Genomic DNA, 21,919 nt, shown 5'->3' with positions numbered 1-21,919 from the left:
CGGTTCGGACCCGCCAAGAGGTCACGCAAAGGGAGGTACTCCGCACATGCTCACCTGGGGTGACGAATACCCGATCCACCAGACGCCGGAACCCGTCTGGGTGGCCGGGTCGGATCGCAATTTTTACGACCGCTATTTCTACAACGGCTACTCGAAGGACGGTTCTGTCTTCTTCGGAGCGGCCTTTGGCGTCTATCCGCATCTCAACATCATGGATGGCGCTTTCTCTGTCCTGAAGGATGGGGTCCAGAAGTCGGTCCACCTGTCGCGTATCATGAATTTCGAACGCATGGACACCCGTGTAGGCCCGATGAGCATCGAGGTCTTGCAACCGCTCCACTCCGTGCGAATCAAGCTCGAGGATGCTGAGGGGATATCGGCGGATCTCACCTTCGAGGGCCGTCACTTCCCGGTCGAGGAACCGCGCTTCACACGCCGCAACGGGTCACGCATGATGATGGACGTGACCCGGATGACCCAGAATGGACGCTGGTCCGGCACGATTACAGTGGATGGCGAAACCATCGAGGTCGCCAGCGACAATTTCTGGGGCACCCGCGATCGGAGCTGGGGCTTGCGCCCGCTCGGCGCACAGGACCCGCAGCCCGTCGTTCCCGAGAAGCCCTTCCAGTTCTACTGGGTCTGGACACCCATGAATTTCGAGAACGCCGCGGTCTATTTCCATGTGAATGAGGACCAGCAGGGCGACCGCTGGAACACGCGCTCTGTCATGGGCATGGAAGGCGCAGATGCCGATGGGCTGATGCATCTCGCCAACCCGGTGTTCAAGCCGGAGTTCGAGGCCGGCACACGACGCGTGCGCTCCGCTGTGCTGACAGCGACCGATCCGCATGGCCGCGAGCACAAGATCACCTACGAACCGATCGGCACCTTCCAGATGAAAGGTATCGGTTACAGCCACCCGGAGTGGGGCCACGCGGCCTGGAAGGGCGAATACGCCATCGGGCGAGAAGACTTCAAACCGCTCGTCATGCCCTGGAACCAGCCGGATAACCTGCACATTCAGGCGATCGCCAAGGTCCGCCATGAGGGCCCCGATGGACAGGGCTCGGAAGGCATCGGGGCGCTGGAACAGCTCTTCATCGGCCCGCATGACGAGAGCGGCTGGAAGGATCTGCTGGATGCCTGACAAGGTCATCGATACGCCAGCTCTTGCCGAAAAGTTTGCCGCTTACGCCGAGGCGCATATGCCGGGCGTCAGCAATCTCCGCGTGATCGCCATGAACCGCATTCACGGTGGCGCAAGCCGGGAAACATTCTCGGTCGATATTGCCTATGAAGATGCAACCGGGCCGAAGACCAAGGGGCTCATCCTGCGCCGGGATCCGCCAGACAGCCTGATCGATACCGAACGCCGGATCGAATTTGCGGCTATCCGGAGCGCCTATGGCAAGGCTGGCATTCCGGCGCCCGAGGCGCTGTTTCTGGAGATCGATGAAGGGCCGCTCGGTGCGCCGTTCTTTGTGATGGGCCGGATTGAAGGCGGCACGCCGCTCAACCCGTTCCGGATCGAAGATGTCGAGCCGCACCGGGCTGATGTGGGGCGCGAATTCTTTCGCTATCTCGGCGCGATTGCCTCGCTGGATATCGAGGGTACGGCGATCTCCGAAGAGATCGACACGCCGTCACCGGACCAATGCTGGAAGCGTGAGCTCGACTACTGGGCTGGCGAGATCCGTTCCAATACGCGGGAGCCTCAGCCTGTCGCTGAAGCGGCGATCCGCTACCTGTCAGCGAATCCGCCGCCGCCCGCCCAGAAACTCTCGCTGGTCCATGGGGATTTTCGGACTGGCAACTTCCTGCATGACGGGGAGGGCCATATCAATGCCATTCTCGATTGGGAAATGGCGCATATTGGCGACCCATACGAGGATCTGGCCTGGGCGACCGACCTGCTATGGTGTGGCAACGACCAGGAACGCGCAGCCGGGTTTATCCCCTGGCCTGAAGCCATCGGCATCTGGCAGGAAGCCTCCGGCTGCAAATTCGATCCGGCGGCCTTCGAATGGTGGAGCCTGTTTGCTCACCTCAAGGGCCTGGGCATCTGGACATCATCGGCGCGCGCCTATGCAGACGCCAAGAACGACGATCCGATCCTCGCCTGGTCCGGCTGGTTCACCCATGCTGCGCACGAACTCATGCTGGCGAGCCGTCTCGCCCCGAAACATGGAGTCGATCTATGAGCGATGTCGGTATGATCCTGCAGCGCGTCGGGGCCACCCTGGTCAACGATGTCGCGCCGAAGCTCGAAGGAGACTATGCGGGCGGCAAGGCAGGGATGGGCGGCATGCTGGCCGTCATGGCCGGTGAGATGTGGGACAAGGAGGCTGACCTTCTGGTCGGAGAGATCACGCGGCTTAAAGCACTGCTGTCAGCCGCGGGCATCGGAGAGGCCGAACCACGGATCGAGTCCTTCAAGATTTCCGATCTGAAGACAATGCGCAACGAGCTCGCTAGCCAGCTGATTGAGTTGCAGGCGTCCCTCGAAGCTAAGGGTGACGAAGCGTCGATGGCGCTCAACAGGCAGATCTGGGGGCACCTCGTTGCAACGAGCGCTGCGCGCATGCCAAGCCCGCCAGAGTTTTCCGGGCCTGACGAGGACTAGGACCTAGCCCCAGAGCGCCGGACTGGGCGGGTGCACGAGACCGCCCTCATAGTGCAACCCGTTCTCCACGTCTTCCGCGAGCCAGAGCGGCCCGTCGAGATCGATGGCGTCAGCCAGCATCCCGAGCAGGACGGCGGGGGCCATGCTGATCGAGCCGGCGACCATGCAGCCGACCATGACACCGAGACCGGCCGCCCTCGCTTCCCGCGTGGCGGCAAGGGCCTCGGTCAGCCCGCCGGTCTTGTCGAGCTTGATGTTTACCGCGTCATACATTCGCGCGAGGTCCTGGATGTCGTCGCTTGTGTGCATGCTCTCATCCGCGCACACGGCGACCTCAGGCGGCCGTTTGAGAAGATAGTTGTCCTTGCCGGCAGGGAATGGCTGCTCGATGAGGACTACGCCAAGCGATGCGGCCTGCTTGGCGATGTCAGGGAACAGTCCGGCATCAAGGCCCTCGTTCGCATCGAGAATTAGCCGGGCATCAGGCCGGGCATCATGGACGGCGCGGACCCGGTCGAGGTCTTCCTTGCCACCGAGTTTCAGCTTCAGCAGCGCGCCTTGGGCATCGCGCGCGTCTGTAGCCATCTCGTCGGGCGAAGCCAGGACAATTGTGACAGCGGTCGGCAGCGGCGTGGGCTCCGGCAGGCCTGCCAGTTGCCAGACCGGCTTGCCGGCCTGCTTGGCTTCGAGATCCCAGAAAGCGCAATCGAGCGCGCAGCGGGCCGCGCCTGCGGGCAGGGCATCCTGAAGTGCGCTGCGGTCCAGACCGTTCTCGATGTCGGCACGCAAGGTTTCGATCTGGCTGGTTACAGACTCGATGGATTCACCATACCGGGGATAAGGCACGCATTCGCCCCGGCCGCGTTTTCCGTCTTTTTCCAGGGTAACGCGCAGGGTATCGGCACTGCTCTTCGATCCCCGTGAAATGGCGAAACTCTTGCGCAAGGGGGAGGACACGTATTCGACAAGAAGTGCTGTCATATGAAACCGGCGTGAGGAAAAAGCTTTTAATTTCACAGGCTGCCCTGCGGCATCCTTAAGTCTCGACTGTTAGGGTAAACAGGAAGTCAGCCACAAGCGAATTATGTCCGCTCCGCCTCGCTATACCCTCGACGTGACCAATGGTCAGGCCGTCCTCGATCTTGAGGGCGACTGGACCGTGCACACGCTCGGCAAGCTCCAGCCTGAGCTCTCGCGTCTGGATGTGCCGGACGAATCGAAGCTCGCCGTCGATCTTGCCGATGTCGGGCGCTTCGATACGGCGGCCGCACTTCTGCTCGACCGGATCGCCTGTACCAACGGGCAGGACGAGATCGAAGTCCTGGCTGGTACGGAGGGCATGCGCCATCTGATCGAACAGGCGCGAAGCCTTCGGCCCAAGCCCGAAGAAGAGATCGGGCCTGACGACACACACGGGTTTGTCGACCTGCTCGAGCGGACGGGCAGGACGGCCACAAGCTTCATCAACGAAGTCATCGACACGCTGGCCTTCTTCGGGGAGACGATTGTCTCCATGCTGGGCGCGCTCATCAGGCCCGCCCGTATGCGCTGGTCAGCGCTCGTCTCTGTCATGGAAGACAGCGGCATCGATGCAGTCCCGATTGTCGGCTTTCTTTCCTTCTTCGTCGGCATGGTTGTCGCCTTCATCGGCGCCACCACGCTGGCAGAATTTGGCGCCACGATCTTTACCGTCGAGCTGGTGGGCATTTCTGTCCTGCGCGAATTCGGGGTCATCCTGACGGCGATCATTCTCGCCGGACGCACGAATTCAGCTTTCACCGCGCAGATTGGCGCCATGCAAATGCGCCAGGAGGTCGATGCCATGGTGACGCTTGGCCTCGATCCGCTGGAGGTGCTGGTGGTGCCCCGCGCTCTGGCGATGTTGATCATGACGCCAATTCTGACCCTCGTCTCCATGCTGTTCGGGATTGGCGGCGGGGCTTTCGTCAGCTGGGTTGCGCTCGACATCAATCCCACAGTCTTTTTCAATCGGCTGCAGGATCTCGTTCCGCTTCAGCATTTCTGGGTTGGCATGTCCAAGGCGCCGGTCTTCGGCATGGTTGTGGCGCTGATCGGGTGCCGCCAGGGGCTTCTCGTTGGCGGCAGTGTTCAGTCTCTCGGCCACTCGACGACGAAGTCTGTCGTGCAGGCGCTGTTTTCGATCATCGTGATCGATGCCCTTTTTGCGGTCTTCTATATGGAGCTCGACATATGACGGGCCAGATCGCCATCCGCGTGCGGGATCTCAAGACCGCTTTCGGCCATCACGTCGTCCACGAGCACCTCGACGTCGACGTCTATGATGGCGAGATTCTGGGTGTGATCGGTCCGTCGGGGAGTGGCAAGTCTGTCCTGCTTCGGGCGATCGTCGGTCTGAAGAAACCTGCCCACGGCACAGTTGAAGTGTATGGCGATGACGTCTCGGGTCTCGAAGGTGATGCGCTGCGCAGCGTTCAGGACCGCTGGGGCATCATGTTCCAGGACGGCGCGCTGTTCTCGAACCTGACCGTTCGTGAGAACGTCATGGTGCCCATGCGTGAGCACACAAATCTGCCGGTACCGTTCATGCGCCAGCTTGCCGATCAGAAGATCAGGATGTCCGGCCTGGAAACGAAGGATGGCGACAAGTTCCCTTCGGACCTCTCCGGCGGGATGCGCAAGCGCGCCGCGCTGGCCCGTGCCCTGGCGCTTGATCCGCCCATCCTTTTCCTCGATGAGCCCACGGCGGGGCTCGACCCGATTACGGCCGGCGCTTTCGACAAGCTGGTGCGGGAGTTGCAGCGCGCCCTCTCGCTTACCGTATTTCTGGTGACCCATGACCTCGATACGCTGGCGGCGACCTGCGACCGGATCGTGGTACTCGGCGAGGGACATGTGATTGCCAGCGGGACCATGCAGGAATTGCAGCGTATGGATCACCCGTGGGTGCAGGAGTATTTCTGTGGTCCGCGCGGACGTGCAGCAACAGCTGGAGTGAAGTGATGGAAACACGTGCCAACTACGCCATGACCGGCGCTTTCGTGATCCTTGCGGCCCTGTCGGGCCTCGGCTTCGTGCTGTGGCTCGGCCAGTCCCAGTTCAATCAGGAATATGACGTTTACGACATCGTCTTCGAAGGCCCGATCAGCCTCGAGGAGGGCGCCTCCGTGCGTTATATCGGGATCAAGGTGGGTGAAGTCGAACGCATTGGCATCGACCGCGATGACGCCTCCAAGGTGCGCACGCGTATCCGTGTGGATTCAGAAACGCCGGTCAAAACGGATTCCACCGCCAGCATCGAGTTGGCCGGCATCACCGGCGTAACCTTTGTGCAGATCAATGCGGGGTCTCCGGACGCCAGACGCCTGACCGCCGAAGACGGCCAGGACGTGCCCGTCATCGAATCGATCTCAAGCCCCGTCTCCGAGCTGCTCTCCAGCGGTACAGAAGTCATGGGCCGCGCCACCGTCGCCCTGGAGCGGTTCGACGATTTGATGAGCGAAGAGAATGTCGACTCCGTCACAAACACGCTGCGGAATATCGAACGGCTGTCGGAAACATTGGCGGGCAACGAAGCTCTGGCGACCGACCTCACAGCGACCCTGACGGCAGTGCAGGACGCCGCGAACCAGGTTGATACCGCTGCACGCGTCGTTTCTGAGCTGGGTGGGGATGCTGGTGGCGAAGTCACACGTATTGGCGCAGAGATATCCTCCCTGATTGCCGAACTGGATGAGATGACCGCGTCGGCGCAGAAAAGCATCGATGCGAGCGAAAAAGCGATTACCTCTGCGGCCGATGTTATCGAGGGCCCCGCGACGGACGCCTTGTCCGATTTCCGGTTGATCGCACAGGATCTCAGGGTCCTTATCCGGCGTCTCGACCGGGTGACCCGCGAACTCGAACAGAACCCGCAGGGGCTGCTGCGCAGCGATCCTGTTCCTTATGAAGGAGGCCGAAATTGAGGCGTACACCTTTCAGCACGATACCGGTCATGCTCGCAGGCGCGGTCACGCTTTCGGCCTGTGTGTCGGTTCTTCCCGAACAGCCGAAGCCGGAGGCGGTGTACCGCTTTGCCGAACCGGACGCGCAGTTCGACCTTACCGGAACGCTCGTTATTCACGAGCCGGAGGCTCCGCGGCTCCTGGCCGGGCGTCAGATTGCCGTGGCGGCAAGTGATGACGGCTTGAAGATCATTCCGGGTGTCGCGTGGGCGGACCGTTCGACGCGGCTTTTCCAGGTCACCATGATCGATACGTTCAGCGAGAGCGGGGGCGGTTACGCCGTCGATGATGTTGCCGGGTTCAGCGGTGATTACGAGCTTTTCTGGCGAGTTTCCGAATTCAGCCTCAAGGGTGGGAGTGGTCACTGCACGCTACGCCTGACGCTCATGGATGGCGGTTCGCGTGACCCTGTTGCGCAGGAAACCGTCATGGCAAGCGTCCCGGCCTCTGGCACAGGTGCTCGCGCACGGGCGAAAGCCCTTTCGGAAGCCGGACGTGACTGTGTGGCAGACGGCGCGCGCCATCTGGCCAATACGATCAGGGAAAAAGAGGCTCGTGAATCCGGGGCGGAAGACTAGGCGACGTAGCGGTCGCTGCCTTGGTCGTCGGTGCTGACCGGCAGGTAGAAGCTGACCATCGTGCCCTTGCCAGGCTCGGAAGCGATGGTGAGCTTGCCGCCATGCATCTCTGCGAATGACTTCGTGAGGGCAAGACCAAGCCCTGTGCCGTCAAAGTTGCGTTCACGCGTCTCCTGGACCTGCTCGAAAGGCTTGGCGAGCCTTGGCAGATGTTCTTTCGGAATACCGATACCGGTGTCGCGAACAGCGACGCGGATGAAGTCGTCACGGCGCTGCACAGCGATCGTGATGCGGCCCCCGGCGTCAGTAAACTTGATGGCGTTCGACAGGAGATTGAGCACCATCTGACGGACGGCACGGTGATCAGCATCGATGTGCGGCAGGGACTCGTCTGCCTGCAGGCGGACTTCGACACCCTTGTCCTCGGCCTTGCGCCGGATCATACGCACTGCGGCATCGACCGGATCGACCAGGTCGATAGGCTTGGGATAGATCGTCATCTTGCCGGCCTCGATCTTCGCGATGTCGAGGATGTCATTGATCATGTCGAGCAGGTGTTCGCCCGATGTCAGGATATCGCGGACATAGTCCTTGTAGCGCTCGTCGCCGAGAGGGCCGTACATTTCGTTGACGAGAATTTCCGAGAAGCCGTTGATCGCGTTCAGGGGGGTGCGCAGCTCGTGGCTCATATTGGCGAGAAAGGCAGATTTTGAATCTGCCGAGCGTTCGGCCTTGGCCTTCTCCTCATTGTATTTCCGGGCCAGTTCCGACTTGTGCCCTTCGGAACGCTCGAGCTCCTGAACCAGCGCTTTAAGTTTCTTCTGGTGGCGCTGAAGCCGCTCTTCATTCAGCTGGTCATTCGTCACGTCGATGCCGAAGCTGATCAGGGTTCCGGTGTTCGTCGAGCGCTCGACCAGTTTGACCCATTCGCCGCTGCGCAGCCCCAGCAGCGTTGTTCCCGGGTCTTCGGGGCTTGTGCGTTCATGGATGACGTTACCGCTGCGCGCGAGCATCACCGTTTCATGGCTGACGCCGGCGCGCACGACGGAGCTGACATCGAACATGGTCTCGAACGTCTTGTTCCAGAAGACCAGGCGTTTCTTGCTGTCCCAGAGCGCGAACGGGCACGGGAACGTCTCGATGGCGCTGCGTAACCGGGCCTCCGATGATTTCTGTCTCTCGCGATAGCGGATCGTATCGGTAACATCGAAGACGACACCGCTTATAATGGCTGTACCACTGTCGGGATCATAGATCTGGCTCCCGCGAAGCTCCAGCCATGTTTCTCCGGCAGAGGCTGCGGATGGCACGGCAATACTGAAGGCCTGGCTCGGCCTTGCCTCGTCGATTGCATCTTTCAGCTTCTGACGATGAGACGCGTGAAAGCACTCGATGAACCCGGCGTCGCTCAAGTTGCCGCTTGCCTGGCGCCCAAGAAGCCGTGCGGTTTCCTCATTGATCCAGGCCTTGCCGCTTCCGGAGCGTACGTCCCAGAAGCCGACGCAGGCATTCGCCGCGGCGAGCTCCAGTTTGGCATTCTGCCCAAGCGGCTTGCTCTTCTGGATCACGGAAGACGGACGCTCGCGGCGTGACTGCTTGTAGAGGCCGATCACGGCCAGGGCAGGGGCTGCAACCAGCAACAGGTTGAGCAGCAGTGACAGCATTGCATCAAGTGTCAAGAGCGGACTCGAACGCGACAGGCAGAGCGAGAAAGCGGCCCCATGGATGTCGACACAGGCCGTGGCCGAGCGATTGGTTAGGCCCTCAAGGCGAAACCCGGTGCCGCGGGCCCGAATCTCGCGGGAAGGCGGCACGACAGAGGCATCGCCAATGGACAGGCTCGCATCGCCGTAGAGGATGAGGCGCGCCTTTTCGCCGGGCTCGGTCAGCCAGTCGCGGGCCGGGACCCGCGCCACCACTGTATTGCCGACGGTCGGAACATAGCCGAGCACAAGATCGCCATTATCGAGCAGCCCAAGCCTCTCCCCTTGTGAAGAGAGTTTCGCGGCCAGCTCGGCGGCGTCGGTATCCAGGGGATCTTCCGAGGAGAGCGCAGTATTCAAGCTATTCAGTGACGAAACACCAATGAAATCAGTGCTTATGGAGGACAGACGTGAGCCCGAGCGAAGTTCACTTTCAAGCCGGTCTGTGGCCCGGTCAGCCCTTCGGTTGAAGCGTTCACCGAGCAGGAGGGCATCGCGCTGAAGCAGCTTCAGGTCTTCGGCATTGCGGGCCTGATAGCTGTTCCAGATCATCAGGCCCAGCGCAGCCGTCAGGACCATGAGCGTCAGCACAAGAATAGCCTTCAGCGTGCCAGCTTGCTTCAGGCTTTGTGCCTTGTCTTCAGGCTTGCCTTTTGATTGGCCAAATCCTGCCAATGCTTCAGTCCTTGACGCAGTTTGCAAACACTACCGGGAATGCCCGCGAAATGCTTGCGCCTACGTTAATGAACGCGAGTCGGCAGTTAATCCAAAGCCCTTGCGACGATATCCATAGCATTTTGCGAGAGTCTGGCAGCGCGCAGATCCGTCAGGACTGTCTCTGCACTTGCGCGAGCCTTCGGTTCGAGCTTCTTCCATTGCTCGAAACTTGTCAGCAGCCGTGCGGCAAGTGCGGGATTGAGCTTGTCGATGCGTGCCACGATGTCACCGATCACGCGGTGACCGTCGCCGTCGGGCGCGTGGAAGGCCGCCAGGTTTGTCATGGCAAAGGCTGCCGCGACAGACCGCACGCGGTTCGGGTTGCTGAGATCGAAATCCGGATGCTGCGAAAGCCGGCGGGCATCGTCGGCCGTGCCCTGGCCGGCCTGCACGGCGAACCACTTGTCGATGACCAGCGGATTGTCTTTCCAGGTCTCGTAGAAGGTGGAAATCGCTTCATCGCGCGGCTTGCCCGGGATGGAGATGAGCGCCCGCAGGCAGGCGAGGCTCTCTGTCATGTTCGAAGCACCATCGAAAAGGGCCTTCAGACTGGAAGCGGCTTCCGGCGTTCCTTTCGCACCGGTCAGGCCGATCATTGCGGTTCGCATGGCACGTGTGCCTGCCTGATCCGGTGTCGGAGCGAAGGGCTCCGGCGACGGCTTGGCGAGGATCCGCTCGGCGTCGGACGCCATTTCTTCGGCCAACGCCTTGCGCAGCCGCTTGCGCGCGGCATCGAGGCCAGCGGGATCCGCAGGATCCCTTTCCTGGAAAAGTTCACCGATGTCCGGCAGGACCGTAAGCAGCGCTGCGAAAGCCGGATCCTGCTCATTCTGCCGGACCGCGTCAGCCAGAGCCGTTACCAGCGCTTCGTCAGGCGGCGATTGCGGCTCGTCCAGCAGTCTGAATATCTCGGCCTTGGCGAGTGACTGGAAGCTGTCCCAGATATTGAACGGATCGGTTTCGGCTGCCGCCAGCTCAAGCAGGGCTGCCTGATCGAGATCGCGCTTCAGACGGATCGGCGCGCTGAACTCGCGATTGATCGACAGAAGCGGGCGGGGCGATCCGTCGGGCACTTTTACCGTGACGGTCTTCTCGGCCTCTTCCAGCGCAATCACCGTTTCGCCATTCTCCCAGCCTTCAGCGGCGACATGCCCGCCCTTACCATCGAGCAGGGCGGTCCGAAGCGGGATCGGCACAGGCTTTTTTGTGTCCTGTTCCGGTGTCGCCGGAGTCGTCTGGCTCAGTTTGAGCGTCAGCGTGGCGTTGGTTTCATCCCACGCTTCCTCAACGGTTACTTCAGGCGTGCCGGCCTGGGCGTACCAGAGGCGGAACTGGCTCAGATCCTTGCCGGAAGCCTTCTCAAAGCAGGAGTAGAAGTCCTCGATAGTCGAAGCTGTTCCGTCAAACTCGTCGAAATAGATCTGCATGCCCTTGTTGAAGGCATCGTCGCCGATCAGCACCGTCAGCGCGCGGATCAGTTCGGCGCCCTTCACATACACGGTGGCCGTATAGAGGTTGTCGATCGAGCCATAGGCCTGCGGGCGCACCGGATGCGCGAGTGGGCCTGCATCTTCTGCGAACTGGCGGGCACGCAACGTCATCACATCCTTGATACGCTGGACCGGGCGGGAGCGCAGGTCTGACGAAAATTCCTGATCGCGGAAGACCGTCAGGCCTTCCTTGAGACAGAGCTGGAACCAGTCGCGGCAGGTGATCCGGTTGCCGGTCCAGTTATGGAAGTATTCGTGGCCGACAATGCTCTCGATGGCCTCGAAATCGGCATCGGTCGCGCTGTCCGGGCTGGCGAGCACATAGGCGGAGTTGAAGATGTTGAGGCCCTTGTTCTCCATGGCGCCGAAATTGAAGTCTCGCACGGCGACAATGTTGAAGACGCCGAGATCATAGGCGCGGCCAAAGCGCTCTTCGTCCCACTTCATCGATGCCTTCAGACTTTCCATCGCCCACTCGGCCCGCTTCGCCTGACCCTTGTCGACATAGACGCCGAGATCGACATGATCGCCGTTCATGGTGGTGAAGGTGTCGCGCCAGACATCGTAGTCACCGGCGCAGAGCGCGAAGAGATAGGATGGTTTGGGATGCGGGTCGTCCCATTCGGCAAAGTGGCGCCCGTCGGACAGGTCACCCGTCTTGCTGGGCGTGCCATTTGACAGAAGGATCGGATACTTCGCCTTGTCGGCATCCATACGGACATGGAAGCGGCTCATGACATCAGGACGGTCCGGCCAGTAGGTGATGCGGCGAAAGCCCGTCGCCTCGCATTGCGAACAAAACCGTCCGGCCGAGATATAGAGGCCGGACAGGGCGGTATTGGCTTTCGGATTGATCGTGACGTCGGTTTCGAGCTCGAACGTGTCCGGGACGCTCGCGATGGTGAGGGTTTCCTCATCCACCTTGTAGTCGCCGTCGCCCAGAGGCTGACCGTCGATGGATATGCCATTCAGTGTCAGGCCAACGCCGTCGAGAACCAACGCGCCCGGAGCGAGGCGTTTCACCATCATCTTCGTGCGCACGCGTGTGGCTTCGGGCTCAAGCGAGAAGTCTAGCTCTGCCTGCTCAATCGCGAAGGGGTAGGGCGTGTAGTTCTCGAGCTTGACCGAAACCGGGGTGTCCGTGCGCATCATTGTCCTCGTTCTAAATCAATTCGTGTGAATTCGGATTCAGAGATAGGACCTGGAAGGCACACTCACAATCGCAGGAAGCGGCCAGTTAGCAGCTATTCAGCGGCCTGACGGGGGGAATCGGTAATCTCGTAGACGTGACGTAGCACAAGCTGACATTCCTTGAGCGTCTTCTTCATGCCCGCGGGGAGTGAATCCGGATCCTGCGACACCAGCTCAGCCAGCTGCCGGCAGATTTTTAGCATCCGCGGCGAGTTCACGATCAGCCGCGCCTGATACTCGATCTTGTGCGGATCACGGTCATATTCCGAGCCCGGCACGCGCCAGCCGCCCCAGTCATTCTCGTCGGTCATGACGACAGGAAAAGTACCCGGATAGGGGTGCGCGGCTGTTTCGTCCGCTTCCTGCCAGCGGTTCTTGGCGCGCTGGATGCGCCAGTGCTCAAGGTCGAGGTCCTGATCGGCGCTATTACGGTCGCGTCCGTGCATGACGTCTTCGGACACGAGTTCTCCGGCCGTGAACTCACGGCCCAGGCCGACGTCGTAGGTCACCCGAAGCGGTTCCTCGACATCCTTCACCCAGTGAGGGTTCACTTTTTCGACAAGCGCCCAGGTGCCAACCGGTTTTACGAATACGCGCTGAGACTTGTGAAAGAGAGCTTTAGCCATGCCGAACCTCCGAACTTTCCGTCTTCTGTCACATCGAGTTTGAAGCTCGGTGAAGCGGGTCTGGAAAATTTGATCTATCGGCAGATTTACCTTCCCCTGCGAGACGGCTTTCCGTGTCCCGGCAGTGCGCTATTGTTGATGAAAGACACGATTGTAAAGGGAGACGGGGTCGTATGAATTTCGACTTTTCGGAAGACCAGAAATTTCTCGCGAACGAAGCGCGTAAATTCCTGAGCGCGCAGTGCACAACGGCGCATGTACGTGAGGTCCTCGATGACGCGCAGAAGTCTCATCATGAGGGTGTGTGGAAACAGGTCGTCGAGATGGGCTGGCTGGGCGCGGCCATACCGGAAGAATATGGCGGGCTTGGCCTTGGCATGCTTGAACTTTGCGTGATTGCAGAGGAGATGGGCCGCGCGCTGGCGCCGGTCCCGTTTGCCTCAAGCGTCTACTTTTTTGCCGAGGCCCTGAAGATTGCAGGGTCCGAAGACCAGAAAACCGAGTTGCTGCCGAAGGTCGCCTCTGGCGAGATCATCGGTTGCTATGCCGCCAGCGAAGGACCGGGCAATCCCGATCCGGCCAAGCTGTCGGTGACCTTTGATGGGTCAAAGGTTTCGGGCACGAAGATCCCGGTGACTGATGGAGACGTCGCAACTCATGCCATCGTGCTGGCCAAGGAAGGGTCCGGCGCAAGCCTCGTGCTCGTTGACCTGAACGGTGCAGGCGTCACCCGCACACCGGTCCAGACGCTCGAGCCAACCCGTAGCCATGCCGAGATCAAGTTTGACGGTGCGCCCGGTACGCGTATCGGCGCCGCGGGCGAGGCCGGTGATCTGAATGATGAAATCCTGAATCGCGCGGCTGTCCTGCTTGCCTTCGAGCAGCTGGGCGGCGCTGACCGCTGCCTCGAAATGGCAACGGAATATGCCAAGGAACGCTACGCCTTTGGCCGGCCGATTGGCGGCAATCAGGCGATCAAGCACAAGCTCGCCGAGATGTATGTGAAGAACCAGGTGGCCCGTTCCAACTGCTATTATGGCGCCTGGGCACTGTCGACGGATGCCTCCGAGCTTCCGGAAGCGGCGGCGGCCTCGCGCCTCGCGGCGTCCGAGGCCTACTGGTTTGCCTCGAAGGAAAACATCCAGGCCCATGGTGGCATGGGCTTCACCTGGGAGGTGGATTGCCACCTTTTCTACCGCCGGGCCAAGCTGCTCGCGGTTCAGGCTGGCGCGCCCAAGGTCTGGAAAGAGAAACTCGTCAGCGCACTTGAGCGCAAGAACGCAGCGTAAGGAGGTCACGAGATGGACTTCAACGATACCCCCGAAGAAGCAGAATTCCGCGCTGAAGCGCGCGCCTTTCTTGAAAAGCACCTGAAACCCAAGGATGGGAGTTCGCCACGCCGCGGTTCGGGCGAGGATTTTCTGAAGCGCGCCAAGGAATGGCAGAAGACCAAAGCCGAAGGCGGCTTTGCCCAGATCACATGGCCCAAGGAGTGGGGCGGACGCGGCGGCACGTCGATGCAGCAGGTCGTCTGGAACCAGGAAGAGGGCAAGTTCGACGCGCCTGTCGGTCCGTTCGCTATCGGTCTCGGCATGTGTGTGCCAACCGTCATCGCCTTCGGCTCCGACGAGCACAAGAAACGCTATGTCGAAAAGGCCCTGCGCGGCGAGGAAATCTGGTGCCAGCTTTTCTCCGAACCGGCTGCCGGGTCCGACGTTGCCGGTGTGAAGACACGCGCCATCAAGGATGGCGACGAGTGGGTCATCAATGGCCAGAAGGTCTGGACCACGGGCGCGCACTATTCCGACTATGGCATCCTGCTGACGCGGACTGATCCGAAAGCGCCGAAGCACAAGGGCCTCACCATGTTCATCGTGGACATGAAGCAGAAGGGCGTCGAAGCAAAACCGATCCACCAGGCCTCGGGCGGACGTGAATTCAACGAGGTCTACTTCACAGATGTCCGTATTCCGGACTCCGACCGTCTTGGTGATGTCGGCGCAGGCTGGAAAGTGGCCCTCGTCACGCTGATGAACGAGCGTCTGGCGGTTGGCGGCTCACCGGGGCCGGACTGGAAAGAGATCATGGACTATGCCCGCGGCACGGGCACGCTGACCGATCAGGCCTTCCGTGAGAAACTTGCTGACTGGTATGTTGCCGCACAAGGCTACAGCCTGACCAAGTTCCGTACGCAGACCGCGCTTTCACGCGGTGAAACGCCCGGTCCGGAGAACTCCATCGGCAAGATCATCACGGCCAACCAGCTGCAGGATATCTGCAACTCGGCGATCGAGATGCAGGACCATTACGGGATCATGAATGATACCGAAACGATGCCGGCCAATGCGCTCTTCCAGCAAAGCTTCATGTGGGCACCCGGCCTGCGGATTGCTGGGGGAACCGACGAGATTCTGAAGAACATCATTGCCGAACGCGTCCTTGGCCTGCCTCAGGATGTGCGCGTCGACAAGGATGTGCCTTTCGAGTCACTGAAACAGGGCTGAGCCACGTCTTCTTGTGCTGACCGGCCGGGAACGCTTAGTCTCGGCCGGAACGCACACGAGAAGGAGTGCTCCCTCATGAAATTTACAATTGCATCGCTTGGCGCGTGCGCCCTGCTTGCCGGTGCCATGCCGGCTACCGCGCAGGAGCCTGCTGAGCCAGCTCCGCAAGCGCCGGCTGCTTCATCCGAACAGGTCCCGTCCGCGATGGCGCAGGCGCTGGACGGTTTTCACGTCGCCATCCTTGAGGATTCGGACGGCGGTATGGCGTCTGTGCAAAACGATCAGGGGGAAAACGCGCTCGTCGTATTCCTCGAACCGGCGGCCGCAGAGGCCGCTCAACAGAATCCGGCCGTTGCCGACATGAGCGTCGCCCCAGTGCCGCTCATGCTGCTTCTTTCGGCATGGAACGGTCCGATTGCCTTTGAAGGCAGTCCGCAGGCGATTGAGCAGGCCAACGATTTGATGCCGGATATGCAAGGCAGTTTCGGCGCGCCCACCTTTTTCGTTCTGACGGATGGCAATGAGACCCAGATCGATAATGGGCAAGGCCCCATCACGCCAGTTCTGTTGAGCTATGCCGACGCCGACGAGATGGCGTCCAAGCTTCAGGAACAGGGTGTCGAGGAAAGCAGCATTTCCATCATGCCGATCGAATTCGGTAGCGTCCTTCAGGAACTCAATACCATGCCGCAGGACTTCGGCTACCGGGTTTTTACCCATCCCGGAACGGTCGAGTTGATCCAGGCGCAACAGCCCGGAGACACGGCCCAATGACATCTGATTTCCGTCACGTGGAGACAAATGGCGTGACGTTACGGGTCGCCGTAAAAGGCGAGGGGCCGCTTGTCCTGTTCGTCCACGGTTTTCCGGAGAGCTGGTATTCCTGGCGTCACCAGCTGGAGGCTGTCGCAGCAGCCGGCTTCACGGCAGCGGCCCTGGATGTGCGCGGCTATGGCGGCTCGGATCGACCCCAGGCGGTCGAAGCTTACGACATGGAGACGATCACAAGGGACATTGCCGGTGTCGCGGAAGCGCTTCAGCCGGACGCGCCCGCCATTGTGGTCGGACATGACTGGGGTGCACCGCTCGCCTGGAACTCGGCTCTGCTGTTTCCTGACCGCTTCAAGGCCGTCGCGGGGCTATCGGTTCCCTACATCCCACCGGGCGACAAGCCCGCCATCCAGGTCTTCCGCGAGTTCTTCACTGCGCGGGGGCTGTTCTTCTACCAGGTCTATTTCCAGGATCAGGGGCCCCCTGAAGCCGAGCTGGAGGCGGATCCGGCCGCCACCATTCGCAAGTTCTACTATGCCATATCCGGCGATGCGCCTGACGGGACATGGCCGGTGGACAAGAAGCATGGTGACACCTTGCTGCATCGCCTGCCGGAGCCGGACATGCCGCTGCCCTGGCTCAGTGAGGAAGATGTCGCCTATTACGCCTCGCAATTCGAGCATTCGGGCTTTCGCGGCCCGCTTAACCGCTATCGCAATCACGAGCGCGACCATGCTTTCCTGACACAGCTGGACGATCACAAGATCTATCAGCCGAGCCTCTTCATTGGCGGCACGCGGGATCTCGTGCTGAAGATGTTTCCCGGCGATCCGGTCGAGATGATGAAGCCCAATCTGCCAGGGCTGCGCGCGGCGCACCTGCTGGAAGGATGCGGCCACTGGACACAGCAGGAGCGCGCCGACGAGGTCAACGCGCTCCTTATAGACTGGCTCGCGACGCTCTAGCTCAGCCCTCGTCGAACATGGCCATGGCTGCGGCCGTCATGGCTTTTACGCCTGTGTCGAGCGTTGGCTCGGCATCCGGCGCAAAGAAGGGCGAGTGGAGCGACGGAAGCGAAACCTCGCCATTCTGTGACTTTTCATAGGTCTCCGGATCGATGGCGCCGAGCCAGAAGATCAGGCCGGGGACATCTTCCTGGGTGCGCCCGAACTGGGAAAAATCCTCGCCCCCCATGACCGCTGTGACTTCCTTCACATTGCTCTCACCGATCGCATCGCTGATGGCCGCCATCGCTTCGGCGGTCAGCTCCGGGTCATTGTAGGTCGAGGGCGTATAATCTGAATCCACGGAGATTTCCGGCTCGGGTGCCCCGAACGCTTCGGCCTGGGCCTTTGCAATCCGCTTGATGCCGTCCAGCAGCAGCTGCCGGGTGGCATCGTCATAGGAGCGCACGGTCAGCAACAATTCAGCGGAATCGGAAATGATGTTGTGCTTTGCGCCTGCCGTGAACTTGCCGACCGTCACAACAGCAGGCGTCTGCGGATCGACATTCCGGGCAACCAGCGTCTGTAGCGCCATCACGATGGCGGAACCGACAACCACCGGGTCCTTCGTTGTATGCGGATAGGCGCCATGGCCGCCGACGCCTTTCACGTGGATATCGACGCTGTCGACATTGGCGAGCGCATACCCTGAAGAGTAGGCAATCGTGCCGGCTGGTGCTGAGGCTGAGACGTGCAGGGCAAGATTGTAGTCCGGCAGCGGAAAGTCCTCATAGAGGCCATCCTCGATCATCGCCTTTGCGCCGAGGCCGAGCTCCTCAGCCGGCTGGGCGATCATGACCAGTGTGCCTGACCAGTCATCCTTGTTTGCGATCAGCTCGCGGGCCGTGCCGATCCAGCTGGTCATGTGGATGTCGTGGCCGCAGGCATGCATGACGGGGCTCTCGACACCCGTCCAGGTCACGCTCGTGACTTCGGAGGCATAATCCAGCCCGGTCTGTTCCGGCACCGGCAGGGCATCCATGTCAGCCCGGATCAGGACGGTCGGACCTTCGCCATTCTCATAGACACCCACGACACCATATCCGCCGACGCCTTCACGAACCGTCCCTTCGTCGCGTTGTGATTTTTCGCGCACCCAGGTGTCACCGATGCCGGTGGTGACGCTGAAGCCGAGGCTTTCGAGTTCAGCCGCCATAATCTCGGAAGACGTCGATTCCTTGAAGGAGAGTTCAGGGTTGCTGTGGAGCCAGTGGTAAACGTCCATCAGGCCGGTCTCCGGCGTCGGCTTGGATTGCTGGGCCATGGCGGCAGGAGAGGCGGCGAGCGCAAGGGCAGCGAGGGGCGCTGCGAGACGGCGGAGTTTCATTCTGACGTCCTTTCAAACAGTTAGGTTCGCACCACCCTATCAGATGGAGCCGCGACCGCTAGCCGTTTGCCGAACTCCCCTGAAAGGCTTTTGTCTTCGCGCCTGCGTCGGTTAGACTGGGAATTCGTCAAAGCGAGGGGCCATTATGAGCGATACGACACCGCCGGATTCGCCACCGCCACCACCCCCGTCGTCACCTCCGGAGAGCCCGCCAAAAGGACCGACCACGGCTGTCAGCCACTCGCCCGCAAAGGAGCCGAAGCCACGCAAGGGTGAGTTGCTTAATCGCAATGAACTCTCGCCGATGAAGGTCTTCACGCACTCGCCCATCCTCTACTGGTGGCCGATCTGGCTGCTCGGTTTCATCTCCTACCTGTTGCAGGTGACGGATATTGCCGGGCCGGGGACGCCGGAACGCATGCTGGGCCTGATCTTCGTTTTTACGCTGGCCTTCGTGATCTTTTCGACGACTGTACGCCTGCGTGGCGCGAATTCGGTGATCTTCGGCCTGATCCTGATCATCGGATTTATCCTGCTGACCTTCGCCAATCTCTCGGGCCCGATTGCCAGTTTTCTCGGTCAGCTCGACATTCGCATGAGCAACATGTTCTACCTCGCCACGGGGTCGATCGTGTTCATCATGTGGGCGTTGATGATTTTCGGCTTCGACAAGGTCCGCTACTGGGAGGTTGTCCCCGGGCAGCTGCATGAGCGGGTTTTCTGGGGCAGCGGAGACCGGGCCGAGAGCGGCGCGAATGCCCGCTGCCGCTACCGGTCAGACGATTTCCTTCGCCACCGCATTCTCGGGCTCGTCGTTACCGGTGACATCGAGGTGACCCTCGGCGATGGAGAAGTCTGGCATATGCACAATGTCATCTTCGCCAAGAGCAAGACGCGGAAGATCAATGCGCTGATTGTTACCCGGCCGGTGGACTGACGCTCGGGTGCAGTGCGGGGCGATAGCCGCCGCGCAGGGCCTCCAGCGACATTGCGGGTGTCAGGACAGCCACTGGCCCTTCCGGCAGCGCGCGGCAGGAGCCGTAGCCCTCGAATGACCAGCGATGTGCTGCTGCACCAAGCTTGAGCCAGGCTGTCTCGCCCTCGGAAAACATCGCACCATCCGGAAGGTCTGCGGCATCGCCAGTTGGTGGGGTGCGGCGCTCTTTGAGGCGTGCCTGCACTTCGCCCGCAATACCATCGTTGAGTTGGCCAACCAGCGGTGGCTCCGTGAAGACATCCCGCGCCATCAGCGCTTCGCGGAAGGCCTGTGCGTCAGCGCGCCGGCACTCGTAGCAGGGACGGTGTCCAGCCGCCAAAGCGGTGGCTTCGTCCAGAAAGAAAAGCTCCGTATAGAGGCCCGGCGCCATCAGCTCGCGCTTGCGGCCTTTGAATTCCAGGCGGCATGTTATCCATTGCCGGTTCGCCCAGTGTGTGGGCTTGAGCGTTCTGTCATCCCGATGAAAGCAGCCGCCCCGATTTCCCATGAACATGCCTCGGGCAGTGACCGCGTGGATATGTCCGAAAGGATCGACGCGGTTCTGCAGCGGCATGGCGACGATCCGTCAGCTCTCCCCGCCGAACCGTTCGGTCCATTCGGCGACCTGATCATCCTCGATCTTGCGGAATAGGACATCCGGCGGCGCGATGGCGTGTCCGTGAGGCAGCGCGTCGAGAAGGCCCGGAATGTCACTCAGGGCCGCAGGCGTCATGGTCCGGCGATCGGCCGGGACGCCAAGGGCATCGAGAACCATGCCGGCGGCTTCAGGAATGATGGGCTGTGCAATAATGCCAAACAGCGCCGCAAGGTTCAGCCCGGTGCGCACGCCAATTGCCGCCGCATCGACATCGCTTTTGTATTTCACCCAGGGCTCGGCCTTGGTGAGGTATTCATTGCCGGCAGCCCAGATGGCGCGCGTCTCCGCGGCGGCCTTGCGGAAGTCCATGTTCTCATAGTGCTGGACAAGCTGCGGCAGGCGTGTCTCCAGCTCCGAAACCATCCAGGCTTCTGCTTCGCCCGGTTCGCCAGTTGCCGGCACCTGACCGTCGAACTTCGACGCGCAGTATTTGGTGATCCGGTTCACGAAATTACCGAGCACATTGGCGAGATCTGAATTGACCGATGCCTGGAAGCCTTCCCACGTAAAGGCGGCATCCGAGCCTTCGGGCGCATTGGCAATCAGGTACCAGCGCCAATAATCGGCCGGCAGCAGGTCCAGCGCCTGATCCATGAAGACGCCGCGCTTGTTGGAGGTGGAGAACTTGCCGCCATACCAGGTGACCCAGTTGAAGGCTTTCAGCTGGTCAACAAGCTTCCACGGCTCATTTGAGCCCATGATCGTCACGGGAAAGCCGACCGTGTGGAAGGCGACATTATCCTTGCCCATGAACTGGACATACTGAACGTAATCGGCGCCCTCATCGGTGCGCCACCAGCTGCGCCAGCTGTCCGGCTCGCCCTTGGCTTTTGCCCATTCCTGCGTTGCCGCGATGTATTCGATCGGCGCGTCGAACCAGACATAGAAGACCTTGTCTTCAAAGCCTTCCCGGATCGAGCCGTCCGGATTGGTCACAGGGATGCCCCAGGAGAGGTCGCGTGTGATCGCGCGGTCGCGCAGGCCTTCATCAAGCCATTTCAGTGCGATGGAGCGCGCCAGTTGCGGCCAGTCGGTGGATGCCTCAACCCAGTCGCGGATCGTATCCTGCATCTTCGATTGTTGCAGGAAGAGATGACGGGTTTCGCGGATCTCGACATTCTTCGACCCTGAAACAGCCGAATAGGGGTCAATCAGGTCAACCGGGTCGAGCAGGCGCCCGCAATTGTCACACTGGTCGCCGCGCGCCTTTTCGAAATCACAGTGCGGGCAGGTGCCTTCGACATAGCGGTCTGGCAGGAAGCGGCCATCATCGATGGAGTAGACCTGCTCCATCACACGCTCTTCGATCAGGCCATTGGCCTCCAGGACGTTCGCGAAATGCTGTGTCAGCCGCGCATTCTCTTCGCCTGAGGAGCGGCCGAAATGATCGTAGGACAACTCGAAGCCGTCGCCGGCCTTTTTCTGGATCTCATGCTGTTCGTCGCAATACTGGCGCACGGACATGTCGGCGGCCTGCGCAGCCAGCTCGGCCGGCGTGCCGTGCTCATCCGTTGCACAGATATAGAGAACATCGTGTCCGCGAAGCCGCTGGAAGCGCGCATAGACGTCTGCCGGCAGCATCGAGCCGGCGAGATTGCCGAGATGCTTGACCCCGTTGATATAGGGCAGGGCAGAGGTGACGAGGATGCGGCGTTGGCCTGTGTCGGTCATGATTTCTTCCGTGCTTCAGCAAAAGCGGGCATACTGGCTCGCGCCGGGCTGGGCGCCACTCATAGCGCGGCATAACAAAAATGAAATGGGGTAA

The 21,919-nt window shown here is 60.9% G+C and carries 19 protein-coding genes; 12 read left to right on the top strand and 7 right to left on the bottom strand.

Features of this window, described 5'->3' with window-relative positions:
- Positions 1-46: 46 nt before the first annotated feature.
- The 3 genes from Q1K29_RS08350 to Q1K29_RS08340 are packed head-to-tail and all read left to right on the top strand — an operon-like array spanning position 47 to position 2,626.
- On the top strand, positions 47-1,150 hold the full coding sequence (locus Q1K29_RS08350; protein WP_300393222.1) for a hypothetical protein: 1,104 nt from the start codon (positions 47-49) through the stop codon (positions 1,148-1,150).
- The gene (locus Q1K29_RS08345) at positions 1,143-2,204 is read left to right on the top strand and encodes a phosphotransferase family protein (protein WP_300393219.1); all 1,062 of its coding nucleotides are present in this window, start codon (positions 1,143-1,145) and stop codon (positions 2,202-2,204) included. Before Q1K29_RS08350 ends, Q1K29_RS08345 begins: the two co-directional genes overlap by 8 nt.
- Positions 2,201-2,626, top strand: a complete 426-nt coding sequence (locus Q1K29_RS08340) for a hypothetical protein (protein ID WP_300393216.1) — start codon at positions 2,201-2,203, stop codon at positions 2,624-2,626. Before Q1K29_RS08345 ends, Q1K29_RS08340 begins: the two co-directional genes overlap by 4 nt.
- A gap of 3 nt (positions 2,627-2,629) precedes the next feature.
- Here Q1K29_RS08340 and dgcA read toward each other — a convergent pair whose 3' ends face one another.
- Positions 2,630-3,607, bottom strand: coding sequence for an N-acetyl-D-Glu racemase DgcA (gene dgcA / locus Q1K29_RS08335; protein WP_300393214.1), 978 nt, complete (start codon positions 3,605-3,607; stop codon positions 2,630-2,632).
- 103 nt (positions 3,608-3,710) lie between these two features.
- Here dgcA and Q1K29_RS08330 point away from each other — a divergent pair, with 103 nt between their 5' ends.
- The 4 genes from Q1K29_RS08330 to Q1K29_RS08315 are packed head-to-tail and all read left to right on the top strand — an operon-like array spanning position 3,711 to position 7,187.
- The gene (locus tag Q1K29_RS08330) at positions 3,711-4,841 is read left to right on the top strand and encodes an ABC transporter permease (RefSeq protein ID WP_300393211.1); all 1,131 of its coding nucleotides are present in this window, start codon (positions 3,711-3,713) and stop codon (positions 4,839-4,841) included.
- The gene (locus Q1K29_RS08325; protein ID WP_300393209.1) at positions 4,838-5,608 is read left to right on the top strand and encodes an ATP-binding cassette domain-containing protein; all 771 of its coding nucleotides are present in this window, start codon (positions 4,838-4,840) and stop codon (positions 5,606-5,608) included. The genes Q1K29_RS08330 and Q1K29_RS08325 overlap by 4 nt, the downstream gene beginning before the upstream one ends.
- The gene (locus tag Q1K29_RS08320) at positions 5,608-6,570 is read left to right on the top strand and encodes an MlaD family protein (protein WP_300393206.1); all 963 of its coding nucleotides are present in this window, start codon (positions 5,608-5,610) and stop codon (positions 6,568-6,570) included. Before Q1K29_RS08325 ends, Q1K29_RS08320 begins: the two co-directional genes overlap by 1 nt.
- Positions 6,567-7,187, top strand: a complete 621-nt coding sequence (locus Q1K29_RS08315; RefSeq protein WP_300393203.1) for an ABC-type transport auxiliary lipoprotein family protein — start codon at positions 6,567-6,569, stop codon at positions 7,185-7,187. The genes Q1K29_RS08320 and Q1K29_RS08315 overlap by 4 nt, the downstream gene beginning before the upstream one ends.
- On the opposite strand, the gene Q1K29_RS08310 is transcribed toward Q1K29_RS08315, so the two are convergent.
- From Q1K29_RS08310 to Q1K29_RS08300, 3 genes are all read right to left on the bottom strand, one after another.
- Positions 7,184-9,565: a PAS domain-containing sensor histidine kinase gene (locus Q1K29_RS08310; RefSeq protein ID WP_300393200.1), complete on the bottom strand. Its 2,382-nt coding sequence runs from the start codon at positions 9,563-9,565 to the stop codon at positions 7,184-7,186. The genes Q1K29_RS08315 and Q1K29_RS08310 overlap by 4 nt on opposite strands.
- 86 nt (positions 9,566-9,651) lie before the next feature.
- The gene (pepN, locus tag Q1K29_RS08305) at positions 9,652-12,249 is read right to left on the bottom strand and encodes an aminopeptidase N (RefSeq protein ID WP_300393198.1); all 2,598 of its coding nucleotides are present in this window, start codon (positions 12,247-12,249) and stop codon (positions 9,652-9,654) included.
- Between the two features lie 92 nt (positions 12,250-12,341).
- Positions 12,342-12,914, bottom strand: a complete 573-nt coding sequence (locus tag Q1K29_RS08300) for a hypothetical protein (RefSeq protein WP_300393196.1) — start codon at positions 12,912-12,914, stop codon at positions 12,342-12,344.
- 173 nt (positions 12,915-13,087) lie between these two features.
- On the opposite strand from Q1K29_RS08300, the gene Q1K29_RS08295 reads away from it, so the two are divergent.
- The 4 genes from Q1K29_RS08295 (at position 13,088) to Q1K29_RS08280 (ending at position 17,154) form a co-directional block, all read left to right on the top strand.
- Positions 13,088-14,203 (top strand): acyl-CoA dehydrogenase family protein, encoded by a 1,116-nt coding sequence (locus Q1K29_RS08295; protein WP_300393193.1) that lies wholly within the window; start codon positions 13,088-13,090, stop codon positions 14,201-14,203.
- Positions 14,204-14,215: 12 nt separating this feature from the next.
- A complete protein-coding gene (locus tag Q1K29_RS08290) occupies positions 14,216-15,418 on the top strand; it encodes an acyl-CoA dehydrogenase family protein (protein ID WP_300393190.1) in 1,203 nt (400 codons plus the stop codon).
- Between the two features lie 75 nt (positions 15,419-15,493).
- Entirely contained in the window at positions 15,494-16,192 is a 699-nt protein-coding gene (locus tag Q1K29_RS08285) for a hypothetical protein (protein WP_300393187.1), read from the top strand.
- Complete coding sequence (locus Q1K29_RS08280; protein ID WP_300393184.1) at positions 16,189-17,154, top strand: alpha/beta hydrolase; 966 nt, start codon at positions 16,189-16,191, stop codon at positions 17,152-17,154. The genes Q1K29_RS08285 and Q1K29_RS08280 overlap by 4 nt, the downstream gene beginning before the upstream one ends.
- 1 nt (position 17,155) lies before the next feature.
- Here the strand turns inward: Q1K29_RS08280 and Q1K29_RS08275 are convergent, their stop codons facing one another.
- Entirely contained in the window at positions 17,156-18,520 is a 1,365-nt protein-coding gene (locus Q1K29_RS08275; RefSeq protein ID WP_300393181.1) for an amidohydrolase, read from the bottom strand.
- 145 nt (positions 18,521-18,665) lie between these two features.
- Here Q1K29_RS08275 and Q1K29_RS08270 point away from each other — a divergent pair, with 145 nt between their 5' ends.
- The gene (locus tag Q1K29_RS08270; protein ID WP_300393179.1) at positions 18,666-19,457 is read left to right on the top strand and encodes a hypothetical protein; all 792 of its coding nucleotides are present in this window, start codon (positions 18,666-18,668) and stop codon (positions 19,455-19,457) included.
- Here the strand turns inward: Q1K29_RS08270 and Q1K29_RS08265 are convergent.
- Together Q1K29_RS08265 and metG are read right to left on the bottom strand one after the other, a co-directional pair.
- Complete coding sequence (locus Q1K29_RS08265) at positions 19,438-20,070, bottom strand: hypothetical protein (RefSeq protein WP_300393176.1); 633 nt, start codon at positions 20,068-20,070, stop codon at positions 19,438-19,440. The genes Q1K29_RS08270 and Q1K29_RS08265 overlap by 20 nt on opposite strands.
- Before the next feature lie 12 nt (positions 20,071-20,082).
- Positions 20,083-21,825 carry a methionine--tRNA ligase gene (gene metG / locus Q1K29_RS08260; RefSeq protein WP_300393173.1) on the bottom strand — a complete coding sequence of 581 codons (1,743 nt, stop codon included), beginning with the start codon at positions 21,823-21,825 and terminating at the stop codon, positions 20,083-20,085.
- Between the last annotated feature and the right edge of the window lie 94 nt (positions 21,826-21,919).

This window comes from Henriciella sp., from assembly GCF_029937755.1.
Classification (GTDB): Bacteria; Pseudomonadota; Alphaproteobacteria; order Caulobacterales; family Hyphomonadaceae; genus Henriciella.
The sequence above is the reverse complement of the archived record's forward strand: the minus strand, read 5'-3'. Positions and strand labels throughout refer to the sequence as shown.

Coding starts and splice junctions, on each gene's coding strand:
- Q1K29_RS08350 (WP_300393222.1), top strand. CDS start 47: ATGCTCACCTGGGGTGACGAATACCCGATCCACCAGACGCCGGAACCC.
- Q1K29_RS08345 (WP_300393219.1), top strand. CDS start 1,143: ATGCCTGACAAGGTCATCGATACGCCAGCTCTTGCCGAAAAGTTTGCC.
- Q1K29_RS08340 (WP_300393216.1), top strand. CDS start 2,201: ATGAGCGATGTCGGTATGATCCTGCAGCGCGTCGGGGCCACCCTGGTC.
- dgcA (WP_300393214.1), bottom strand. CDS start 3,607: ATGACAGCACTTCTTGTCGAATACGTGTCCTCCCCCTTGCGCAAGAGT.
- Q1K29_RS08330 (WP_300393211.1), top strand. CDS start 3,711: ATGTCCGCTCCGCCTCGCTATACCCTCGACGTGACCAATGGTCAGGCC.
- Q1K29_RS08325 (WP_300393209.1), top strand. CDS start 4,838: ATGACGGGCCAGATCGCCATCCGCGTGCGGGATCTCAAGACCGCTTTC.
- Q1K29_RS08320 (WP_300393206.1), top strand. CDS start 5,608: ATGGAAACACGTGCCAACTACGCCATGACCGGCGCTTTCGTGATCCTT.
- pepN (WP_300393198.1), bottom strand. CDS start 12,249: ATGATGCGCACGGACACCCCGGTTTCGGTCAAGCTCGAGAACTACACG.
- Q1K29_RS08300 (WP_300393196.1), bottom strand. CDS start 12,914: ATGGCTAAAGCTCTCTTTCACAAGTCTCAGCGCGTATTCGTAAAACCG.
- Q1K29_RS08295 (WP_300393193.1), top strand. CDS start 13,088: ATGAATTTCGACTTTTCGGAAGACCAGAAATTTCTCGCGAACGAAGCG.
- Q1K29_RS08290 (WP_300393190.1), top strand. CDS start 14,216: ATGGACTTCAACGATACCCCCGAAGAAGCAGAATTCCGCGCTGAAGCG.
- Q1K29_RS08285 (WP_300393187.1), top strand. CDS start 15,494: ATGAAATTTACAATTGCATCGCTTGGCGCGTGCGCCCTGCTTGCCGGT.
- Q1K29_RS08280 (WP_300393184.1), top strand. CDS start 16,189: ATGACATCTGATTTCCGTCACGTGGAGACAAATGGCGTGACGTTACGG.
- Q1K29_RS08275 (WP_300393181.1), bottom strand. CDS start 18,520: ATGAAACTCCGCCGTCTCGCAGCGCCCCTCGCTGCCCTTGCGCTCGCC.
- Q1K29_RS08270 (WP_300393179.1), top strand. CDS start 18,666: ATGAGCGATACGACACCGCCGGATTCGCCACCGCCACCACCCCCGTCG.
- Q1K29_RS08265 (WP_300393176.1), bottom strand. CDS start 20,070: ATGCCGCTGCAGAACCGCGTCGATCCTTTCGGACATATCCACGCGGTC.
- metG (WP_300393173.1), bottom strand. CDS start 21,825: ATGACCGACACAGGCCAACGCCGCATCCTCGTCACCTCTGCCCTGCCC.